The organism is Streptomyces sp. Ac-502, assembly GCF_045222935.1.
GTDB lineage: Bacteria > Actinomycetota > Actinomycetes > Streptomycetales > Streptomycetaceae > Streptomyces > Streptomyces monomycini.
Window position 1 is genome coordinate 7,901,900 of record NZ_JBHFFO010000001.1, and the last position, 16,131, is coordinate 7,918,030.

The window sequence follows — 16,131 nt, forward strand, 5'->3', positions numbered from 1 at the left end:
GGAGCTGATCAGGTATGGAATTCGGGTTGGGCCTGCCGACGACGGTCCCGGACAAGGACGGCCCCGCGCTGGCCGCCTGGGCCCGCCGGGCCGAGGACGCCGGATTCGCCAGTCTCGGCGTGATCGACCGGCTCGTCTACGACAACTACGAACCGCTCACGGCCCTGGCCGCCGCCGCCGCGGTGACCGAACGCGTACGCCTGACGACCGGCATCCTCATCGCCCCCTACCGCACCCAGACGGCGCTGCTGGCCAAACAGGCGGCCACCGTCTCGGCGCTGTCCGGCGGCCGGCTGGTGCTGGGCGTCGCCGCGGGCGGCCGCGAGGACGACTTCCAGGCCGTGGACGCCACCTACCACGACCGCGGACGCCGGCTGGACGCCCAGCTCGCCGAACTGCGCGACATCTGGCAGGGCAAGGGCGAGGTGTCCGGCATCGGCCCCGAACTGGGCTCCTGGCAGCCGCAGTTGCTGGTCGGCGGCCACTCGCCGGCGGCGATGCGGCGGGCCGCCCGCCTCGGCGACGGCTGGTTCTGCGGCGGCAGCTCCGCGTCGGCGTACGGCGACCTGGTCGCACGGGCCCGCGAGGCGTGGAAGGAGGAGGGCCGCGCCGGCCGGCCGCGGCTGGTGTCGCTCGCCTACGCCGCGCTCGGCCCCGGCGCGCGCGAGCTGGCCCAGGCGTACCTCGGCGACTACTACGCCTTCGCGGGCCCCTTCGCCCAGCGCATCGCCTCCATGGCCGTCACCGACCGGCAGGAACTGGCGGACCTCGCCCAGAGCTACGCGGACCTCGGCTGCGACGAACTGATCCTGATGCCGTGCTCCGCCGACCCGCGGCACCTGGAGTCCCTGGCGGAAGCCGTGCTCTGAGCCGAGGGCCGCCCACCGTCGAACCGGACGCCGACTCTGTCGGGGATCTTCAGGATCCCCGGCGGGGCAGCATGATCAACGGGCAGGCTCGGCTCTGTTCAGGGACCGATGCGGTTGTCGAGGTGCCCGTTGTCGCTCCACGCCCGTTCTGGTGAGCAAGGCCCTTCTCCGACCGTGCGGATGGCGCGGGCGAGCAACCCGGGCGGTACGACGGCGATGTGGGTGAGAGACCACCTGGGCGGGCTGTGGCGTGACGAGGACTTCGCCGACTGGTAACCGCGTGATGGCCGTCCAAGGCTCTCCGAGGACGGCCGAGCCGACCGTCTACCCGACCTCGCGCTCGCGCGCCTGAAGGTGGCCGGTCTCGTCCGCGAGCGCACCACCCAGCGCACGGACTCCACCCACGTCCTGGCCGCAGTGCGCGACCAGACCCGGCTGGAACTGATCACCGAGGCCGTCCGCGCCGCGAACCCCACCCACCCCAAGACCAGGATCCTCGCCACCGGAGGGGACGCCGTCCGGCTGATCGAGCACCTCGGGCAGCACGGGCCGGAACGCCTGTCCGGTCCCGCGAGGACGGGACCGGCCCGGGCCTGACCGATCAACGTTTGCGTCGGCGGCTCAGCAGGACGGCGGCGTATCGAGGCGGAAGCCAGGGTCCGGCGAGGCCGTCTCGTCTTGCCTCCTGCATCGGGTGTAGCCTCCGCGGGCTGTTGTTCTGCTCGGTACGGGACGGATGGCAGGCCCGGAGGGGGAGCATGGCCGACTTGTGGGAGCTGGAGTGTTATCTGGCCACGGGTGAGCAGCGCCGGCAGACGTTCGCCGATCTGGTCTCGCGTATCCGGGCGCCCGCGCCGGAGACCGTGGCGGATCTGGGGTGCGGCCCCGGGGATTGCACGGTCTACCTGCGGGAGTGCTGGCCTTTCGCGCGGATCACCGGGGTGGACCAGTCGCCGCGGATGCTGGCGGCCGCGGGCCGCCACGCCGTTCCCGGAAAGCTGGGCTTCCAGCTCGCGGACGTGTGCGACTGGCGGCCGGCGGAGCCGCTGGATGTGCTGGTCTCCAGCGCCGCCCTGCAGTGCGTCGCGCGGCACACCGAGCTCTTCGAACGGTATCTGGGCCTGCTGAAGCCCGCGGGCTGGTTCGCGTTCCAGGTCCCGGCGGATTCCGGAGTGCCGCGGCAGTCGCTGCTGAGCGAGTTGTGCGCGGCGCCGCGGTGGCGCGAGCGGATCGGCCCGCTGGTGTATCCGACGAAATGGGTCGCGGACCCGGAAGAGTACCGGCGCGTCCTGCTGGGCCTGGGCTGCCGGGTGACGGTGTGGGAGACCGTCTACCGGCACGTCCTGCCGGGCGCCGATGCCGTGCTCCGGTGGATGCGGGGCATCGGCCTGCCGCGGGAACTGGCCCGTCTGCCGGCCGGTGAGCTGCGCGAGTTCCTGGCCCAGTACGCGGGGCTGCTGCGCCAGGCGTATCCCCGGCAAGAGTTCGGGACCGTCCTGCCGTACCGGTCCCTGTTCGTCGTCGCGCAGAAACCCGGCTGACCGCGCGCCCGCCGGTGCGTTCCGGGCCCGTACCGCGGACCGCGGCCGCGTGCGGACCGAGTCAGCCGGGGGCGGCCGGGCCGCCTGCCAGGTCCCAGGCCAGCAGGCCGGCGCCGATCCGGCCGGCGGCCTCGCCCAGCTCGGCCCGCACGAGCCGGGGCAGGACCTGGAAAGCCATCCGTCGTTCGAGCTGCCGGCGCAGGGGGACCAGGAGCTGGTCGCCCGCCTGGCTCAGCCCGCCCCCCAGGATGAGCACGCCCGGATCGAAGAGCGTGATGCCGGCCACCAGGGCCTGGGCCAGCGCCTCGATGGCCTCCCCCACACCCGGGCGGCGACCTGGTCGCCGGCCGCCGCCCGGCGGGCCACCTCCGCCGTGTCCACCCCCGATGCCGGGCCGCCCGCCGCCGGGCCGCACTGCTGGAGGTAGCGCTGCGCGATCGCGGTGCCGCCGGCGAACGTGTCCAGGCAGCCCCGCTGACCACACGTGCACACATCACCGCCGGGTCGCAGCACCACATGCCCGATCTCCGCGGAGCGCCAGTGACTGCCCGGCAGCGGACGGCCGTGCCACAGCACCGCTCCACCGACGCCCGTGCCCAGCGGGACGAAGAAGACGACGTCCTCGCCCCGGCCCGCCCCGCGACGGGCCTCGGCCAGACCGCCGGCCCGCACATCGTGGCCCAGCGCCACCGGCAGCCCCAGACGATCGGCGGCCAGCCGGCGCAACGGCACGTCCTGCCAGCCGATGTGCGGCGCGAACTCCACCGTCCCGCGCTCCTCGTCGACCAGCCCGCACGCGGCGATACCCGCCGCCCGGACCGTCACCCCCATGGCCCCGGCCTCGCCCACCGCGTATGCGGCCTGCTCCAGCACCGTGGCCAGCACGGCCGCGCCCCCGCGCTCCGGCCCCGTGGCACACCGCCCCTCGGCCACGACCGTGCCGTCCCGCGCCAGCAAAGCCGTCTTCACCGTGGTGCCACCGATATCCAGCCCGAGCACCACCTCACTGCCCCTCACCACTTGACGCCACCTCCATCAGCACTTGCCCGCAGCGCGTCCACCGCACCGTCCGTCTCCCGCTCGCGCCAACGGATGACTCCCCACCGCTGGGACTGTCCCCAGCCCCAGCTCACCCTAAAGAGCAAACTCAGCCGTCGTCGGCGTGTTCGGCCTGGGCCTTGGCCTGCTGGAGACGGTAGGACTCGGTGCCGGTCTCGGTGATGTCGCCGCCGAAGGTAAGCCGGTCCACGATGGCCGCGCTCGTAGTCGAAGGACCGCGGCGACTTCGGGAAACTCCAGGATTCCCGACAGAGCCGGCGTCCGTCGAACCGGTGGGCGGCCCTCGTCGTGTGCGGCGCCGGTGGAGTCTCGGGCCCGGGGGCTTCTCAGTGGCTCCCCGCCGCGCGGACCGGCAGCATGAGTGACAGTTCCGCCGCGACCTGCGCCGGCGTCGGGCGGGCGAGCATGTCGGCGCTCATGCGGCGCGCGGCGGCCTGTGCCGTGTCGTCGTCCAGCAGTTCGTACGCCTCCGAGCGAAGACGTTCGGTGGTGGCCTCGTCACGGGTGAGCGCCCGGCCCGCCCCTACGGTCACCACCCGCCCGGCGTGGCCCTTGTGGTCCGGCAGTTGCGGGACCAGCAGCAGCGGCACGCCCGCCCGCAACGAGGTGAGCACCGTGCCGGCCCCGCCGTGGGCCACCACCAGGTCGGCCGAGGGCACCAGCGCGTGCAGGGGGACGTCCGTCACCACGCGTACCCCCGCCGACCCGTCGAGCAGTTCCGGGCCGAGCAGGTCCCGCTGCCGGGCCGACACCGCGAGCACCACCTCGACACCAGGGCCCGCCAGCGCCGCGGCTGCCTGGCCGCCGAGGAAGAGCCGGCCGTCGAGACGGGCTATGGTGTGCCCCCAGGTCACCAGGGCCCGGCGTACTCCCGGTGGGGTGTCCGGCAGCGGCGGCCGGGGGATCTCGCCACACCCGTTGTACGGCACGTACCGCACCGGCATCCGCCGGTACGCGACGGGGAGTTGGAGGGCGTCCGGGCACGGGTCGACGGTCAGTGTGCCGAGCGCGTCGAAGCCCTCGATGCCGTACCGCTCCAGGAACGGCGCCACGGCCTGCGGCAGCAGCGCGCGGGCGCGCGCCAGCAGGTCCGTGCCGTACAGCACCCGGACCGCGGGCACCCCGGCCGCCGCGGCGGCGACCGGGCCGGCCAGCGCGGTCGGCTCGTACACCACCAGGTCCGCGCGCCAGTCGCGGGCCAGTTCCACCAGGCCGTCGGTCATCGACGCGGCGAGTGCCGCGACCATCCGCAGGGCGCGCGGAGCGTTGTTGCCCGGCAGGGGCTCTCCGCCGGAGGGCGGAGCCGACGGGCCGACGGCCGCGGACGGCAAGACGTAGCCGCGCACCAGGCCGGCCGCGTCGGTGTCCGTACCGACCACCGCGCCCGGCAGCCCGGTGCGGTCCGTCTCCGGCTTCAGCGCGGGCGGCCCGGCGACCAGCACCTCGTGCCCGGCGGCCCGGAAGGCCGAGGCCAGCGGCACGAGGGCGTACAGGTGCGAGGGCCAGGCCCAGGACGTGAACAGTACGCGCATGACTCGTCTTTGTCCCTTCGTGACGACATGGCCCCGCTCAGGCAGGGGAGAGGGCCGGAAACGGCCCGCCGCGTACGGCCCGGCGGCCTCCACCGGGGGAGACACCGGGCCGTACGCGGTGGGCCGGCTACGCGGAATGGTCGACGATGACGGAGGCGTCCTTGGCGCCGTCGCCCGCGGCGACCACGGACGCGAACCGCTCCCGCACGGTGTCCAGCACCGGCAGCCCGAGCCCGCTCTCGCGGGCGGCCCGGATGGCGATGCCGATGTCCTTCTCCATCAGGTCGGCGCGGAAGAACGCCGGCTCGTACGAGCCGCGCAGCATCAGGTCCGCGCGGAACCGCATGACCAGGGAACTGAACCCGGACTCCGCGATGGTGGAGAGGACCCGCTCCCGGTCCAGACCGGCCGCGACCCCGTAGGAGACCGCCTCGGCCATCGACGCGACCTGGGCGCCGAGCAGCAGATTGAGCACGATCTTGAGACTGGTCGCGGTGCCCGGCGCGCCGAGGTGCACCACCTGGGAGCCGAGCGCGTCCAGCACCGGCCGGACCTCGGCCAGGTCCGCCTCCGCCCCGGACACGAAGACCCGCAGCTCACCCCGGCGGGCCTGCGGCGGATTGCCCACCACGCACGCCTCGACGCGCCGCAGGCCCCGGTCCGCCAGCCGCCCGGCCGCCTCCCGGGCGAAGCCGGGCGAGACGGTCGAGGTGTCGACGACGAGCGCCCCCGGCTCCAGGACCGGTACCACCTGGCCGAACAGCACCTCCTCGACGGCCTGTTCGTCGCTCAGGCTCAGCACGACGACCCGGTGCCCCGCGGCGGCGGCCCCGGGGAGCCGGCGCCCCGCGCCCCGGCCCGCAGCAGCGGTTCGGCCTTGCCGGCCGTCCGGTTGTGGACGGTCAGCCCGTACCCGCTCTCCAGCAGCCGGTGCGCCATCCCGCCGCCCATGGCTCCGAGGCCGATGAACGCCAGTTGCCGGTGGTCCATGTGCACTCCTCTCCTTCGACACGGCGGCGCGCGCGTACCTCAGTACGCGGCGTCGACCTCGTACACGGCGAACGGGGCGGCGGTCCTGGTGTCGCGGAACGGGCGCAGCGGCGCGGTGTCCTGGCGGTGGTCCGCGCCCTTCTCCCACTCCAGGAAGGCGGCCAGGGACTCCCAGCGGCTCATCACCGCGAGCGCGGTGGGGTCCGCGGGGCTGCGCAGCAGCTCGTTGCCGAGCAGCCCCGGCACCTTCGCCATCCGCTCGCTGACCTGGTGGTAGGCGGCCCGGACCGCGTCGAGCTGCGCCTCGTCGTACGCGGCCTGGTAGACGATGACCCGCGCCTCACCGGGCACGGCCCGCCACCGCACTGCCCTCGATGTGCTCCACCATCTCCATGGGGTGGAAGGAGCCGCTGCGCCGGAACGGGTGGAGCTTGGCCCGGTGCTCCAGGTGCGCTGGGCTGTCCTCGAACTCCCGGAACCGCGCCTCGTCCAGCCAGTCGCTGACGATGTAGTACGTGCCCTCCTCGGCGGTGGCCCGGGCGAGCGACTGGCCGAGGCTGGCCGGATGCCCGGTCACCGCGTCGCTGCCCTCGCGCCACACCCGCTCGAAGTCGTCCTCGCGGCCCGGCTCGATCTCCATCCGGAGCATCACACGGAAGGTCATCAGGAGATCCCCCGTCGACGCCGATGACGTTGCCGGTCACGTAGCGGGACAGGTCGCTGGCGAGCCAGAGCACCGCGCCCGCGACCTCCTCGGGCTTGCCGAGCCGGCCCAGGGCGGTCTTCCCGCCGTAGCGCTGGGTCATCAGGGTGCGCTGTTCCTCGGGCAGCGCGTGGAAGTTCTCGGTCTCGATGACCCCGCAGGCGACCACGTTGAACCGGATGCCTTTGGGCCCGAACTCCCGGGCCAGCGAGCGGTTCAGGCCCACGACGGCGGCCTTGGTGGCGGTGTAGTGGGCGCGCAGCGGTACGCCCGCGTCCACGGCCCGGGAGCCGATGCTGACGACGGAGGAGCCCTCGCCGAGCAGCGGCAGCGCGTGCTGGACGACGAGGTGGGTGCCGGTGATGTTGGTGCGGAGGATGCGTTCCCACTCCTCCAGCGGCAGGTCGGCGTAGGGGACGTGGCTGATGGCGCCGGCGTTGTTGACGAGCAGGTCGAGCCTGCCGTACCGCTCCCCGGCCTGCCGCAGCAGCTCGGCCACGTCGGACGGCCGGGTCAGGTCGGCCCGTACGACGTGGTGGTCACCGCCGATCGTCTTCAGTTCGGCCTCCAGGGAGCCGACGAAGTCGCTGTCGGAGCGGTAGCAGGTGAGGACGTCGGCACCGGCCCGGGCCAGGGCGAGGACGATGCCCCGGCCGATGCCCCGGGTGCCGCCGGTGACCAGCGCTTTCTTTCCGCGCAGTGCGAGTTCCATGATTCCTCCGTAGGGGACGGGGCGAAGCGGAGAGGGTGAAGGGGTGGGGGACGGGGGTCAGAGGAGCACGCCCAGGCCGGCGCAGTTCGCCAGGAGGGCGGCGACGGCCAGCAGGCTGCGCCGGCGGTTCCAGGCGCCCCAACCAGGGCGCGGGTCGGCGAAGTCGGCCGGCAAGCGGTCCGGGTCCAGGGTGCGCATCCACCGGTTGACCGGGGCGTTGCGCGTGACCGAGATGACGACTGTCGCCACGGCCAGCACGGCGGCCACCGCGAACGCCGCCCGCGCGGCGGGCTCCGGCGCCAGGAACGCCAGCGCCGTGTCGCAGCCGACCGTGCCGACCAGACAGAGCGGCATCGCCGGGTCGTAACGGGTGCCGAAGAACGCGTGGGCGTGCACGTACCGGTCGACGGGCAGGGAGGCCAGATAGGGGAAGCCGCCGAGCTGGGTGCCGAACAGCACACCGGCAGCCAGCCCGTTGAACAGCAGTGACAGCGGAGCGAACAGGGTCAGCACGCGGGGCCCCTCAGCGGACGAGGGCGCGCGCGGCGGCCTCGACCTTCTCCTTGATCAGGGCCATCTGCACCGTGGTGTTGCGGTTGAGGCGTTCGGTCATCTGCTCGTCGGTGACCGGGGCCGCGTCCTTCATGTGGAAGTCCTGCACCCAGCGCATCCGTACGCCGCCGGGCTCCTGGACGTACTCCCAGTAGATCTTCATGTACGCGAACGGGCCGGTCTCCACCCGCTCGGCCCGCACGGTCCGGCTCGCGGCGTCCGCCGTCCGCCGGGACACCCAGCTCCAGACCTGGCCGTTCTCGTCCGGGTGCATCGTCAGGCGGAACAGCACGGTGTCACCGTCCCGCTCCAGCACCTCGGCGGCGGCGTACTCGCTGAACAGGCCGGGCCACTGTGGCACGTCGTTGGTCATCCGCCACACCAGGTCCATCGGGGCGTCGATGACGATCTCGTTGTCGGTGTGTCCGCTCATGGTGCGTGCTCCTCATGTCGTCGTGCTGGTCAGCGGCCCAGTACCAGGGCCGAGGTGAACCCCCGTGACCGCGCGCCAGGACCAGCGCCCGCCGCAGCGGCGCTTCCCGTGGCGCTCCGGTCACCAGGTCTATCTCCAGTCCCGGGGCGGGGCGCCGGGTGCCGACGGTGGGCGGGACGACCCCGTCGCGCAGCGCCAGCAGAGCCGTCGCCACGTCGAGCGGCGCGCCACCGCCGTAGAGCCGGCCGGTGAGCGTCTTCGGCGCCGTGACCGGTATCGCCGACGGTCCGAAGACGGCGGCGACGGCCTCGGCCTCGGCACGGTCGTCGGCGGGCACCCCGGCCGCGTCGGCGAACACCACGTCGATGTCGCGCGGGGTGAGCCGGGCGGCGCGCAGGGCCTGTTCGACGACCCGGCGCAGCGCGCGGGGGCGCTCCGAGCCGGGCGGCGGGTCGAATCCGGCGGCGTGGCCGAGCACCCGCCCGTACCCCGTCCCGGCCCCGCGCGCCTCGGCGGCCTCGGCGCTCTCCAGGACGAGGACGGCGCCGCCCTCGCCGGGCACGTAGCCGCACGCCCCGGCGTCGAACGGCAGGTAGGCCCGCTCCGGATCGGTGGCCGTGGACAGCTTCCCGGTGGACAGCTGCGCGGTCAGGCCGTACGGGCACAGCGAGGCGTCCGTGCCGCCGGTGAGCACCAGCCGTGCGCCCCGGCCGGTCAGCCGCCGGGCCTGGGCGATGGCGTCGAGGCCGCCGGCCTGTTCGCAGGCGAGGACACCGCAGGGGCCGCGCATCCCGTGGCGTATGGAGAGCTGGCCGGTGGTGGCCGCGTAGAACCAGGCGATCGACTGGTAGGCGCCGACCCAGGACGGGTCGTGCCGGTACAGCGCCGTCATCTCCCGCTGGCCGAACTCCGTGCCGCCCGAGGACGAGGAGGTCACCACGGCCATCTCGTACTCGGGCAGCGCGGCCGGGTCGACGCCCGCGTCCCCGAGCGCTTCCTCGGCGGCGGCGAGCGCCAGATGCGTCCAGTGGTCGGTCTGGGAGATCAGCCGGCCGGGCCGTACGGCGGTCCGCGCGTCGAAGCCCGGTACCTGGCCGGACAGGGGTACGGGGTAACCGGACACGTCGAAGCGGGTGGTCCGGCCGATCGCCGAACGGCCGGCCAGGGTCGCCGCCCAGTGGTCCTCGACGCCGAGGCCCGTCGGGGCGGCGACGCCGATACCGGTGAACACCGGGGCCCGGGCGGGCCGGGTGAGGGTCATGTGTCGGTCCTTCCGGCCGCGGCGGCCGCGGTGCCCGGACGCGCCAGCAGCATCGCGGTCTGGAAACCGCCGAAGCCGCTGCCGACGCTCAGCACCACGTCCATCGCGTGCTTGCGCGCGGTGAGCGGCACGTAGTCCAGGTCGCACTCCGGGTCCGCGTGGTGCAGGTTGGCCGTCGGCGGCACGACCTGCCGTTCGAGGGCGAGCGCGCAGGCGGCCACCTCGATCGAACCGATCGCGCCCAGCGAATGGCCCACCATGGACTTGATGGAGCTCACCGGGATGTCGTGGGCGTGCGCCCCCAGGCTGCGCTTGAACGCCGCCGTCTCGTGCCGGTCGTTCTGCTTGGTGCCCGACCCGTGCGCGTTGACGTAGTCCACGGCGCCGGGGTCGAGCCGGGCCTGGTCCAGGGCGACCGTGACGGCCTCCGCCATCTCCCGCCCGTCGGGCTTGAGCCCGGTCATGTGATAGGCGTTGCTGCGGCTCGCGAAGCCGGCGATCTCCCCGTAGATCCGGGCGCCCCGCCGCTCGGCGGCCGTCCGCTCCTCCAGCACCAGTACGGCCGCCCCCTCGGCGAGCACGAAGCCGTCCCGGTCCCGGTCGAAGGGGCGGGAGGCGTGCTCGGGGTCGGCGTTGTTCGGTGACGTCGCCTTGATCGCGTCGAAGCATGCCGAGGTGATGGGGGACAGCGGGGCGTCGGTGGCGCCGGCCACCGCCACGTCCGCGCTGCCCTCCTCGATCAGCTGGACCGCGTGTGCCACGGAGTCCAGGCCGGAGGTGCAGCCGGTCGAGACCAGGGCGACCGGCCCCTCGGCGCCGACCTCCCAGGCGACCTCGGCGGCCAGGGTGCTGGGCACCATGTAGCCGTAGAGGTGCGGTACGCCGTACTCGTGGTCGACCAGCCACTTGCGGCCGCGGTCGCTGAGCACGACGTACTCCTCCTCCAGCCCCATGGTGCAGCCCACCGCGCTGCCGATGCTCACCGCGAGCCGCTCGGGCGGCAGCGCCGCGAAGTCCAGTCCGCTGTCCTGGACCGCCTCGCGGGCGGAGACCACGGCGAACTGGGCGGCGCGGTCCATCCGGCGTATCTGGCGCGGTTCCAGGCCCGCGGCGGCCGGGTCGAAGTCGACCTCGGCGGCGACCTGCGAGCGGAAAGTGGCCGGGTCGAACAGGGTGATGCGGCGGGTGGCGGTGCGCCCTTCGGACAGCAGGTCCCAGAACGCCTCCCGGCCCACCCCGCCCGGCACCACGGCGCCGATACCGGTGATGACGGCCCGTCGTCTCACGACGCCCCGCTCACGTCCGGGTTGGCCTCCCCGGGGCGCTGGGCCTCCTCGGTGTCCACGTGCCCGAGCTCCGGCCGCGGCGCCAGCGGCGACAGGTGGAAGGCGCACCGCGCGGCGCTCTGGCCGGTGTTGACCAGCCGGTGCCGTACCCCGATGGGCACCAGCAGCGAGTCGCCGGCGGTGAGCCCGATCGGTTCACCGTCCAGCGTCATCGTCAGGTCGCCCTCGACGACGTGCAGGAACTCCTCGGAGTACGGGTGGTAGTGCTCGGTGACGAAGTCACCGGGTTCCAGGGTCAGCACGCCGCCGAAGCCCGAGGTGCAGCCGACGGTGCGGGGGCTGAGGGTGACGCGGAGGTCGCCGCCGCGCTTGGTGTTGGGCGCGACCTCGCCCGCTGGGACCTTGACGGTCCGGGTGATGGCGGTGGTCATGGGTGTTTCCTCCCGGCGGGGACGGTGGGGCGGGTCCGGTGGCGTCCGGGGGTCGTCACCTGACCCGCCCCTCGTCCTTCGTCCAGATGTAGAAGGGGTCGGCCATCGCGTCCTTGGGCTCCTTCCAGCCCGGGTCGTAGGGCTCGACGCACTCGGCCAGCCGCGTGTTGACGTCCTCGTAGAGCGGGTGGCTGCGGGCCCGGTACAGGTTGGGCGTGATGTCCTGGTCGGCCTCGACGAGGTGGAAGTAGAGCCCGTGGAACCGGAAGAGGGTGCGACGCGAGACGCCGACCAGGTGCGGCAGGTCGGTGGCGTCGGACTCGCCGAAGATCCGGGCGATGTCCTCGGTCTTGTCGGGCTTGAGGCGGGCGACGATCAGGGTGCGGTGCACGGCGTACCTCCCGGAATGTGCCACGGACAGCATCGGTCGGGACCGTCGCACCGGCGTCTGGAGGTCCGCTCGAAAACGCGTCCAGCCCGTCCGCCGCTGCTGTACGGCCCCTTGAGCTGCCCGCGAGCCGGCTCGGCTGCACTGGGGGCCCGTCCGCAGCCACCAGGAGCCGTCCCATGCCGTTCGCAGCGATCACGTACGACGTCGAGCCCGGTCACGAGAAGGAACTGGCCGAGATCTTCGGGAACTTCCAGCGGGTGCGCGGCAGCAGCGTCACCGACGCGCGGGGCCGCGCGGCCGGCACCATCCTGGCCACCGCCGTCTTCCTGCGCGACGACACCCTGGTCCGGGTCATCGAGTACACCGGCGACCTGGACGCCGTCGCCCGGCACATGGCGGGCCAGCCCGGGGTGCGCGAGGTGGAGCGCAAGCTCAAGCCGTACCTGAGCCGCCCCCGGGACACCGACACGACGGAGGGGTTCGTGGCCACGTTCCGGCGCAGCCTCCTGACCACCGTCGCCGAGATCTCCGTACGCGACCGGGAGGAGCCCGGGCAGGAGGCACCGCGAACGTGAGCCCCGCGGTCTGCCGCGCGCTCACGCCTCCGGCCCTCCCGCACCTGGCGTGCGGGAGGGCCGGAGGCGTTGCCGTGCCGGGGCTCCGGCCGCGGTGACGGCCGTAGCAGAAGTCAGACGGTGTTGCCCGTCGAGGTGACCGCGGCGGCCGTCACCACCAGGGCGAGGACGGCGAGCGCCGTACGCAGCAGGTGCCAGCGGCGCCACAGGGGCCGCGGGTCCTGCCAGTCCGGGGGCAGCGCGGCGGGGTCGGTGACGGCCTTCACCCGCCGGTTGATCGGCACGTTGCACAGGTGCGACACGGCCGACACCCCCACCAGCAGCACGGTGGCGAGCACGAACAGCAGCCGCGCCGTACCGTTCGCCAGGGCCGCGAGGACCCCGTCGGCCAGCGCGCTGCCGAGCACGATGGCGGGCATGGTGGGGTCCCAGTTCCGTCCCAGCAGTTGGTGCGCGCACACGTATGTGCCCGTGTCCATGGCGAAGAGTGCGGGCAGCACGCTCAACGCCACGGCGAACAGCACCCCCGCGGTGATGCCGCTGCCCAGCAGCGCCGCGACTCCGAGCGCACCGGTCATGACGCCCGGGTGGCGGTGGGGTGGGTGTCGACGGTGAGCTGCGCGATCGAGCGCATCGTCGCGTCGCGGAAGTAGGCGGCGAAGTCCGGTGCGGAACGGGTGTCCCGGCGCTCGGCCAGGTACGGGGCGAGCTTCTCCTCCAGGACGTGCACGCCCTTCTGCGCGGCCATGTGGCGGCCGACGGCGGCGAAGTCCCCCTCGTAGTGGATGACCCGCACCAGCACGTCGTCCTTGAGGAACACGGCCGTACCCAGCAGCCGGCCCGCCTGCTCGCCGGACTCCCCGGCGAACTCCGGCCGGTCGACCCGCTGGAAGCCCGCGAAGATCTCCGCGATCTCCTCCTCGTGGCCCGGTATGACGCGATAGGTGATGGCGGCGTAAGGCATCAGATTCCTCCGTCTACGTCGAGAGTGACACCGGTGACGTACGCGGCCGCGTCACCGGCGAGAAACAGGACCGCGCCGGCCACGTCCTCGGGACGGCCCAGCCTGCCGAGCGCCGTCATCGCGGCGATCCGCTCGGCGACCGGGGGCGGCGGGCCGGTGCCGGGACCGGCCGCGGTCACGCCGGGGGCCACGGTGTTGACCCGGATGCCCCGGCCGCCCAGCTCCTTGGCGAGCGCCCGGGTGAAACCGACCAGGGCCGCCTTGGAGGCGCTGTAGTGCACGCCCAGGGGCCGCCCGCGCAGCCCCGCCGAGGCGCCGATGCTGACGACCGAGGCGCCCTCCGCGAGCTGCCCCGCCAGCGCGTGGGTGACCTGGTAGACGGAGGTGGCGTTGTGGTTCAGCACCCGGTGCCACTCCGCCTCGGTGAGGTCCTCGAACTTCGCGTGGCCGTCCACCCCGACGTTGTTGACCAGCACGTCCACGCCGCCGAGGTGTTCACCCACCGCGTCCGCCACCGTGCGGGCACCGGCCGCCTGCGTGACGTCCGCGCGCACCAGGACCGGCGGTGTGCCCGCCAGGGCGGTCAGTTCCTCGGCGACCTGCCGGGGCGCCTCGCCGCCGCTGCGGTGCACGACGGCGAGGCGGGCGCCGGCCCGGGCGAAGGCCAGCGCGACGGCCCGGCCGATGCCGCGGGTGCCGCCGGTGACCACCACCCGGCGGCCGTCGAAGCCGGCTCCCGGGGCGGGCGGGCCGGGGGAGCGGGGGCCGGGGAGGTCACCGGGCCGCCCCGGCGCGCGGCGCTTCCTTGACGAGGTCCAGCAGCAGGCGCGGCGTCACGGCCTCGGCCACCGCGTCGTCGTTCAGCGCGATGCCGTGGCGGCGCTCGATGACGCCCGTGACCTGGAGCAGGGCCAGGGAGTCGTAGCCGAACTCCAGGAACGGTGTGTCGAGGGCGTCGTCACCGTCGAGGCTCATGCCCTCCTCCGGTGCCCCGACGCACTCCAGCAGCAGTTCGTTGAGTTCGGCCAGCGAGATGTCGCTCATCGTCCGTGTTCCTTTCTCGGGTAGCGGTCAGGGCCCGGTCCCGGATGGCGGGCAGGGCCCGGTGCGCGGTGACGCGAAGAGCGGGCGGGGGCGGAGCCCCGGGCACGGGCCGGGCGTCAGCCGGCCCGCACCAGGTGCCCGAGCGGCAGGGAGCCGTCCAGGCCGAGCAGGGGCGAGGAGTCGAGCACCGCCTGCTGGAGGTCCTCGATGCCCGGCGACGGGTCGAGGCCGAGGTGCTGGCCCAGCGCGGCACGCAACTGCCGGTAGGTGTTGAGGGCGTCACCGCGGCGCCCCGCCCGGTACAGCGCCACCATGAGCTGTCCGTGGACGCCCTCGTGCAGGGGGTGGCGGGCGGCGAGCCCGGACAGTTCACCGATGACCTCATGGTGGCGGCCCAGCCTCAGGTCCGCCTCGATCCGCGCGTGAAGGACGCTCATCCGCGACTCCTCCAGGCGCGTCACCTCCACCTCCAGCAGGGGGCCGCACTGCACGTCGACCAGGGCCCGGCCGTGCCACAGCGCCAGCGCCCGGCCCAGGCAGCTCGCCGCGCCGCCCCAGTCCCCCTGTTCCAGCGCCCGGTGGCCGGCCGTGGCCAGCGCCTCGTACTCCTGGACGTCGACCAGCCCGCCCATGGTGTCGAGGAGGTAACCGCCGGGTTCGGTCACCAGGACACTCTTCGCGCCGTTCGGAAACCCCGCGCGGTCCTCGCCGAGAGCGGCGGAGATGAGGGTGCGCAGTTGGAGGATGTAGGTCTGCAGGGTGGTCTGCACGCTGCGCGGCGGCGACTTCCCCAGACCTCCTCCACCAGTGAGGAGGTCGAGACCAGTTGGTCGGCTTGCAGGGCGAGCAGGGCGAGCACCTTGCGGGGCTTGACGGCGGTGGGTGTCACCGACGCTCCCGACTGAACCGCTCTGAACGGCCCCAGTACGCTGATGTCCATCCGCGGATCCCCTATCTGTATACGAACCTTTCAGGCGGTACGGGGCACGGGCATGACCGTGTGCAGCGCTTCTCCCACGGCCCGCGGCGCCTCCCGGCCGCGGACGAAGAAGTGGCCGCCGGACACGGTCCGCAGGCGGAACCGCTCGGTCGTGCAGTGCCGCCAGGCACCGACCTGCGCGACGTCGACCAGCGGGTCCTCCGTCCCCGCGAACGCCCACAACGGGCAGGGCACGGTGGCCGGCGCCGTCTCGCGCAGACCGGCGGCCAGCCGCAGGTCGGCCCGGAGGGTGCGGAGCGTCGCACGCAGCCACCCGCCCCGGGCGAGCATCGCCTCGGGCACGCTCGCGCCGTCGACCAGCAGACCCACCAGTTCCGCGTCGGTGAGGCCGGACCCCGCCGCGCCCGTCAGCAGCCGGGAGGGCGACCGCGGGGCCGGACACGCGCCGACCGCCAGCAACTCCGGCCCCCGGTGCCCGGACTCGATCAGGTGGTGGGCGAACCGGTAGGCCACCAGGGCCCCCAGGCTGTGCCCGTAGAAGGCGTACGGCGCGTCCAGCAGCGGCCCCAGCTCCTGGGTGAGCGCCTCGACCAGCGTCGCCGCCTCGGTGACCGGGGCCTCGCCCCGCAGCGACTCCCGGCCGGGCAGCCGGACCGGCAGGACCGTCACGCCCGGGCCGACCCGCCGCTGCCATCCGGCGAAGGACATGGCCCCCGCGCCGGCGTGGTGGAAGCACAGCAGTCTGCGGGCCGAGCCGTCGGCGGGCCATCGCGCAGCGAGAAAACGACGCACCGTATCTCCTTTCCGTACGATGTCGGCAGGCGAGACGGAACGAGCGTCACCGCATC

General features: G+C 73.8%; 18 protein-coding genes and 5 pseudogenes. 4 read left to right on the top strand and 19 right to left on the bottom strand.

Annotated features, from left to right (window positions below; translation table 11 throughout):
* The first annotated feature begins 14 nt into the window (after nucleotides 1-14).
* The 3 genes from ACEXOX_RS35925 (at nucleotide 15) to ACEXOX_RS35935 (ending at nucleotide 2,410) form a co-directional block, all read left to right on the top strand.
* Nucleotides 15-869, top strand: coding sequence for an LLM class flavin-dependent oxidoreductase (locus ACEXOX_RS35925; protein WP_406525026.1), 855 nt, complete (start codon nucleotides 15-17; stop codon nucleotides 867-869).
* 354 nt (nucleotides 870-1,223) lie between these two features.
* Nucleotides 1,224-1,466, top strand: a complete 243-nt coding sequence (locus ACEXOX_RS35930) for a hypothetical protein (protein WP_406525027.1) — start codon at nucleotides 1,224-1,226, stop codon at nucleotides 1,464-1,466.
* Nucleotides 1,467-1,627: 161 nt separating this feature from the next.
* The gene (locus tag ACEXOX_RS35935; protein WP_406525028.1) at nucleotides 1,628-2,410 is read left to right on the top strand and encodes a methyltransferase domain-containing protein; all 783 of its coding nucleotides are present in this window, start codon (nucleotides 1,628-1,630) and stop codon (nucleotides 2,408-2,410) included.
* 61 nt (nucleotides 2,411-2,471) lie between these two features.
* Here ACEXOX_RS35935 and ACEXOX_RS35940 read toward each other — a convergent pair.
* The 13 genes and pseudogenes from ACEXOX_RS35940 to ACEXOX_RS36000 form a co-directional block, all read right to left on the bottom strand.
* A pseudogene (locus ACEXOX_RS35940) lies at nucleotides 2,472-3,430 on the bottom strand (ROK family protein).
* Nucleotides 3,431-3,557: 127 nt separating this feature from the next.
* Nucleotides 3,558-3,668: pseudogene (locus tag ACEXOX_RS35945) on the bottom strand (AAA family ATPase); the annotation flags it as partial.
* Nucleotides 3,669-3,795: 127 nt separating this feature from the next.
* Nucleotides 3,796-5,001, bottom strand: a complete 1,206-nt coding sequence (locus tag ACEXOX_RS35950) for a nucleotide disphospho-sugar-binding domain-containing protein (protein ID WP_406525029.1) — start codon at nucleotides 4,999-5,001, stop codon at nucleotides 3,796-3,798.
* Nucleotides 5,002-5,128: 127 nt separating this feature from the next.
* Nucleotides 5,129-6,013 (bottom strand): annotated as a pseudogene (locus tag ACEXOX_RS35955) (NAD(P)-dependent oxidoreductase); the annotation flags it as partial.
* Nucleotides 6,014-6,030: 17 nt separating this feature from the next.
* A complete protein-coding gene (locus tag ACEXOX_RS35960) occupies nucleotides 6,031-6,342 on the bottom strand; it encodes an antibiotic biosynthesis monooxygenase (RefSeq protein WP_030019023.1) in 312 nt (103 codons plus the stop codon).
* Complete coding sequence (locus ACEXOX_RS35965) at nucleotides 6,332-6,655, bottom strand: antibiotic biosynthesis monooxygenase family protein (protein ID WP_406525030.1); 324 nt, start codon at nucleotides 6,653-6,655, stop codon at nucleotides 6,332-6,334. The genes ACEXOX_RS35960 and ACEXOX_RS35965 overlap by 11 nt, the downstream gene beginning before the upstream one ends.
* Nucleotides 6,656-6,662: 7 nt before the next feature.
* Nucleotides 6,663-7,406, bottom strand: a pseudogene (locus ACEXOX_RS35970) (SDR family NAD(P)-dependent oxidoreductase); the annotation flags it as partial.
* Between the two features lie 57 nt (nucleotides 7,407-7,463).
* Entirely contained in the window at nucleotides 7,464-7,919 is a 456-nt protein-coding gene (locus ACEXOX_RS35975) for an anthrone oxygenase family protein (RefSeq protein ID WP_406525031.1), read from the bottom strand.
* A 10-nt stretch (nucleotides 7,920-7,929) separates the two neighbouring features.
* Nucleotides 7,930-8,349: an SRPBCC family protein gene (locus ACEXOX_RS35980; protein WP_406526571.1), complete on the bottom strand. Its 420-nt coding sequence runs from the start codon at nucleotides 8,347-8,349 to the stop codon at nucleotides 7,930-7,932.
* Nucleotides 8,255-9,652: a ketosynthase chain-length factor gene (locus tag ACEXOX_RS35985; protein WP_406525032.1), complete on the bottom strand. Its 1,398-nt coding sequence runs from the start codon at nucleotides 9,650-9,652 to the stop codon at nucleotides 8,255-8,257. The genes ACEXOX_RS35980 and ACEXOX_RS35985 overlap by 95 nt, the downstream gene beginning before the upstream one ends.
* On the bottom strand, nucleotides 9,649-10,938 hold the full coding sequence (locus ACEXOX_RS35990; protein WP_406525033.1) for a beta-ketoacyl-[acyl-carrier-protein] synthase family protein: 1,290 nt from the start codon (nucleotides 10,936-10,938) through the stop codon (nucleotides 9,649-9,651). Before ACEXOX_RS35990 ends, ACEXOX_RS35985 begins: the two co-directional genes overlap by 4 nt.
* Nucleotides 10,935-11,369 carry a cupin domain-containing protein gene (locus tag ACEXOX_RS35995; protein WP_030019030.1) on the bottom strand — a complete coding sequence of 145 codons (435 nt, stop codon included), beginning with the start codon at nucleotides 11,367-11,369 and terminating at the stop codon, nucleotides 10,935-10,937. Before ACEXOX_RS35995 ends, ACEXOX_RS35990 begins: the two co-directional genes overlap by 4 nt.
* Before the next feature lie 55 nt (nucleotides 11,370-11,424).
* Nucleotides 11,425-11,760, bottom strand: a complete 336-nt coding sequence (locus ACEXOX_RS36000; protein WP_406525034.1) for a TcmI family type II polyketide cyclase — start codon at nucleotides 11,758-11,760, stop codon at nucleotides 11,425-11,427.
* Nucleotides 11,761-11,936: 176 nt separating this feature from the next.
* Between ACEXOX_RS36000 and ACEXOX_RS36005 the strand changes: the two genes are divergently transcribed.
* The gene (locus tag ACEXOX_RS36005) at nucleotides 11,937-12,335 is read left to right on the top strand and encodes a SchA/CurD-like domain-containing protein (RefSeq protein WP_406525035.1); all 399 of its coding nucleotides are present in this window, start codon (nucleotides 11,937-11,939) and stop codon (nucleotides 12,333-12,335) included.
* 113 nt (nucleotides 12,336-12,448) lie between these two features.
* Here the strand turns inward: ACEXOX_RS36005 and ACEXOX_RS36010 are convergent, their stop codons facing one another.
* From ACEXOX_RS36010 to ACEXOX_RS36035, 6 genes and pseudogenes are all read right to left on the bottom strand, one after another.
* Nucleotides 12,449-12,913, bottom strand: a complete 465-nt coding sequence (locus ACEXOX_RS36010) for a DUF1772 domain-containing protein (RefSeq protein WP_406525036.1) — start codon at nucleotides 12,911-12,913, stop codon at nucleotides 12,449-12,451.
* Nucleotides 12,910-13,299, bottom strand: a complete 390-nt coding sequence (locus ACEXOX_RS36015) for a SchA/CurD-like domain-containing protein (protein WP_406525037.1) — start codon at nucleotides 13,297-13,299, stop codon at nucleotides 12,910-12,912. Before ACEXOX_RS36015 ends, ACEXOX_RS36010 begins: the two co-directional genes overlap by 4 nt.
* Complete coding sequence (locus ACEXOX_RS36020; RefSeq protein WP_406525038.1) at nucleotides 13,299-14,012, bottom strand: SDR family NAD(P)-dependent oxidoreductase; 714 nt, start codon at nucleotides 14,010-14,012, stop codon at nucleotides 13,299-13,301. Before ACEXOX_RS36020 ends, ACEXOX_RS36015 begins: the two co-directional genes overlap by 1 nt.
* A gap of 61 nt (nucleotides 14,013-14,073) precedes the next feature.
* The gene (locus ACEXOX_RS36025; protein WP_030019036.1) at nucleotides 14,074-14,343 is read right to left on the bottom strand and encodes an acyl carrier protein; all 270 of its coding nucleotides are present in this window, start codon (nucleotides 14,341-14,343) and stop codon (nucleotides 14,074-14,076) included.
* Between the two features lie 116 nt (nucleotides 14,344-14,459).
* A pseudogene (locus ACEXOX_RS36030) lies at nucleotides 14,460-15,283 on the bottom strand (BTAD domain-containing putative transcriptional regulator).
* 30 nt (nucleotides 15,284-15,313) lie between these two features.
* Nucleotides 15,314-16,075, bottom strand: a complete 762-nt coding sequence (locus ACEXOX_RS36035; protein WP_406525039.1) for a thioesterase II family protein — start codon at nucleotides 16,073-16,075, stop codon at nucleotides 15,314-15,316.
* Nucleotides 16,076-16,131 lie beyond the last annotated feature (56 nt).

Excerpts from the sequence above, each read along its gene's own strand:
- ACEXOX_RS35965 (WP_406525030.1), bottom strand. The coding sequence starts at position 6,655 with ATGACCTTCCGTGTGATGCTCCGGATGGAGATCGAGCCGGGCCGCGAG.
- ACEXOX_RS35950 (WP_406525029.1), bottom strand. The coding sequence starts at position 5,001 with ATGCGCGTACTGTTCACGTCCTGGGCCTGGCCCTCGCACCTGTACGCC.
- ACEXOX_RS36025 (WP_030019036.1), bottom strand. The coding sequence starts at position 14,343 with ATGAGCGACATCTCGCTGGCCGAACTCAACGAACTGCTGCTGGAGTGC.
- ACEXOX_RS35985 (WP_406525032.1), bottom strand. The coding sequence starts at position 9,652 with ATGACCCTCACCCGGCCCGCCCGGGCCCCGGTGTTCACCGGTATCGGC.
- ACEXOX_RS35995 (WP_030019030.1), bottom strand. The coding sequence starts at position 11,369 with ATGACCACCGCCATCACCCGGACCGTCAAGGTCCCAGCGGGCGAGGTC.
- ACEXOX_RS35980 (WP_406526571.1), bottom strand. The coding sequence starts at position 8,349 with ATGGACCTGGTGTGGCGGATGACCAACGACGTGCCACAGTGGCCCGGC.
- ACEXOX_RS35935 (WP_406525028.1), top strand. The coding sequence starts at position 1,628 with ATGGCCGACTTGTGGGAGCTGGAGTGTTATCTGGCCACGGGTGAGCAG.
- ACEXOX_RS36005 (WP_406525035.1), top strand. The coding sequence starts at position 11,937 with ATGCCGTTCGCAGCGATCACGTACGACGTCGAGCCCGGTCACGAGAAG.
- ACEXOX_RS36015 (WP_406525037.1), bottom strand. The coding sequence starts at position 13,299 with ATGCCTTACGCCGCCATCACCTATCGCGTCATACCGGGCCACGAGGAG.
- ACEXOX_RS35925 (WP_406525026.1), top strand. The coding sequence starts at position 15 with ATGGAATTCGGGTTGGGCCTGCCGACGACGGTCCCGGACAAGGACGGC.
- ACEXOX_RS36010 (WP_406525036.1), bottom strand. The coding sequence starts at position 12,913 with ATGACCGGTGCGCTCGGAGTCGCGGCGCTGCTGGGCAGCGGCATCACC.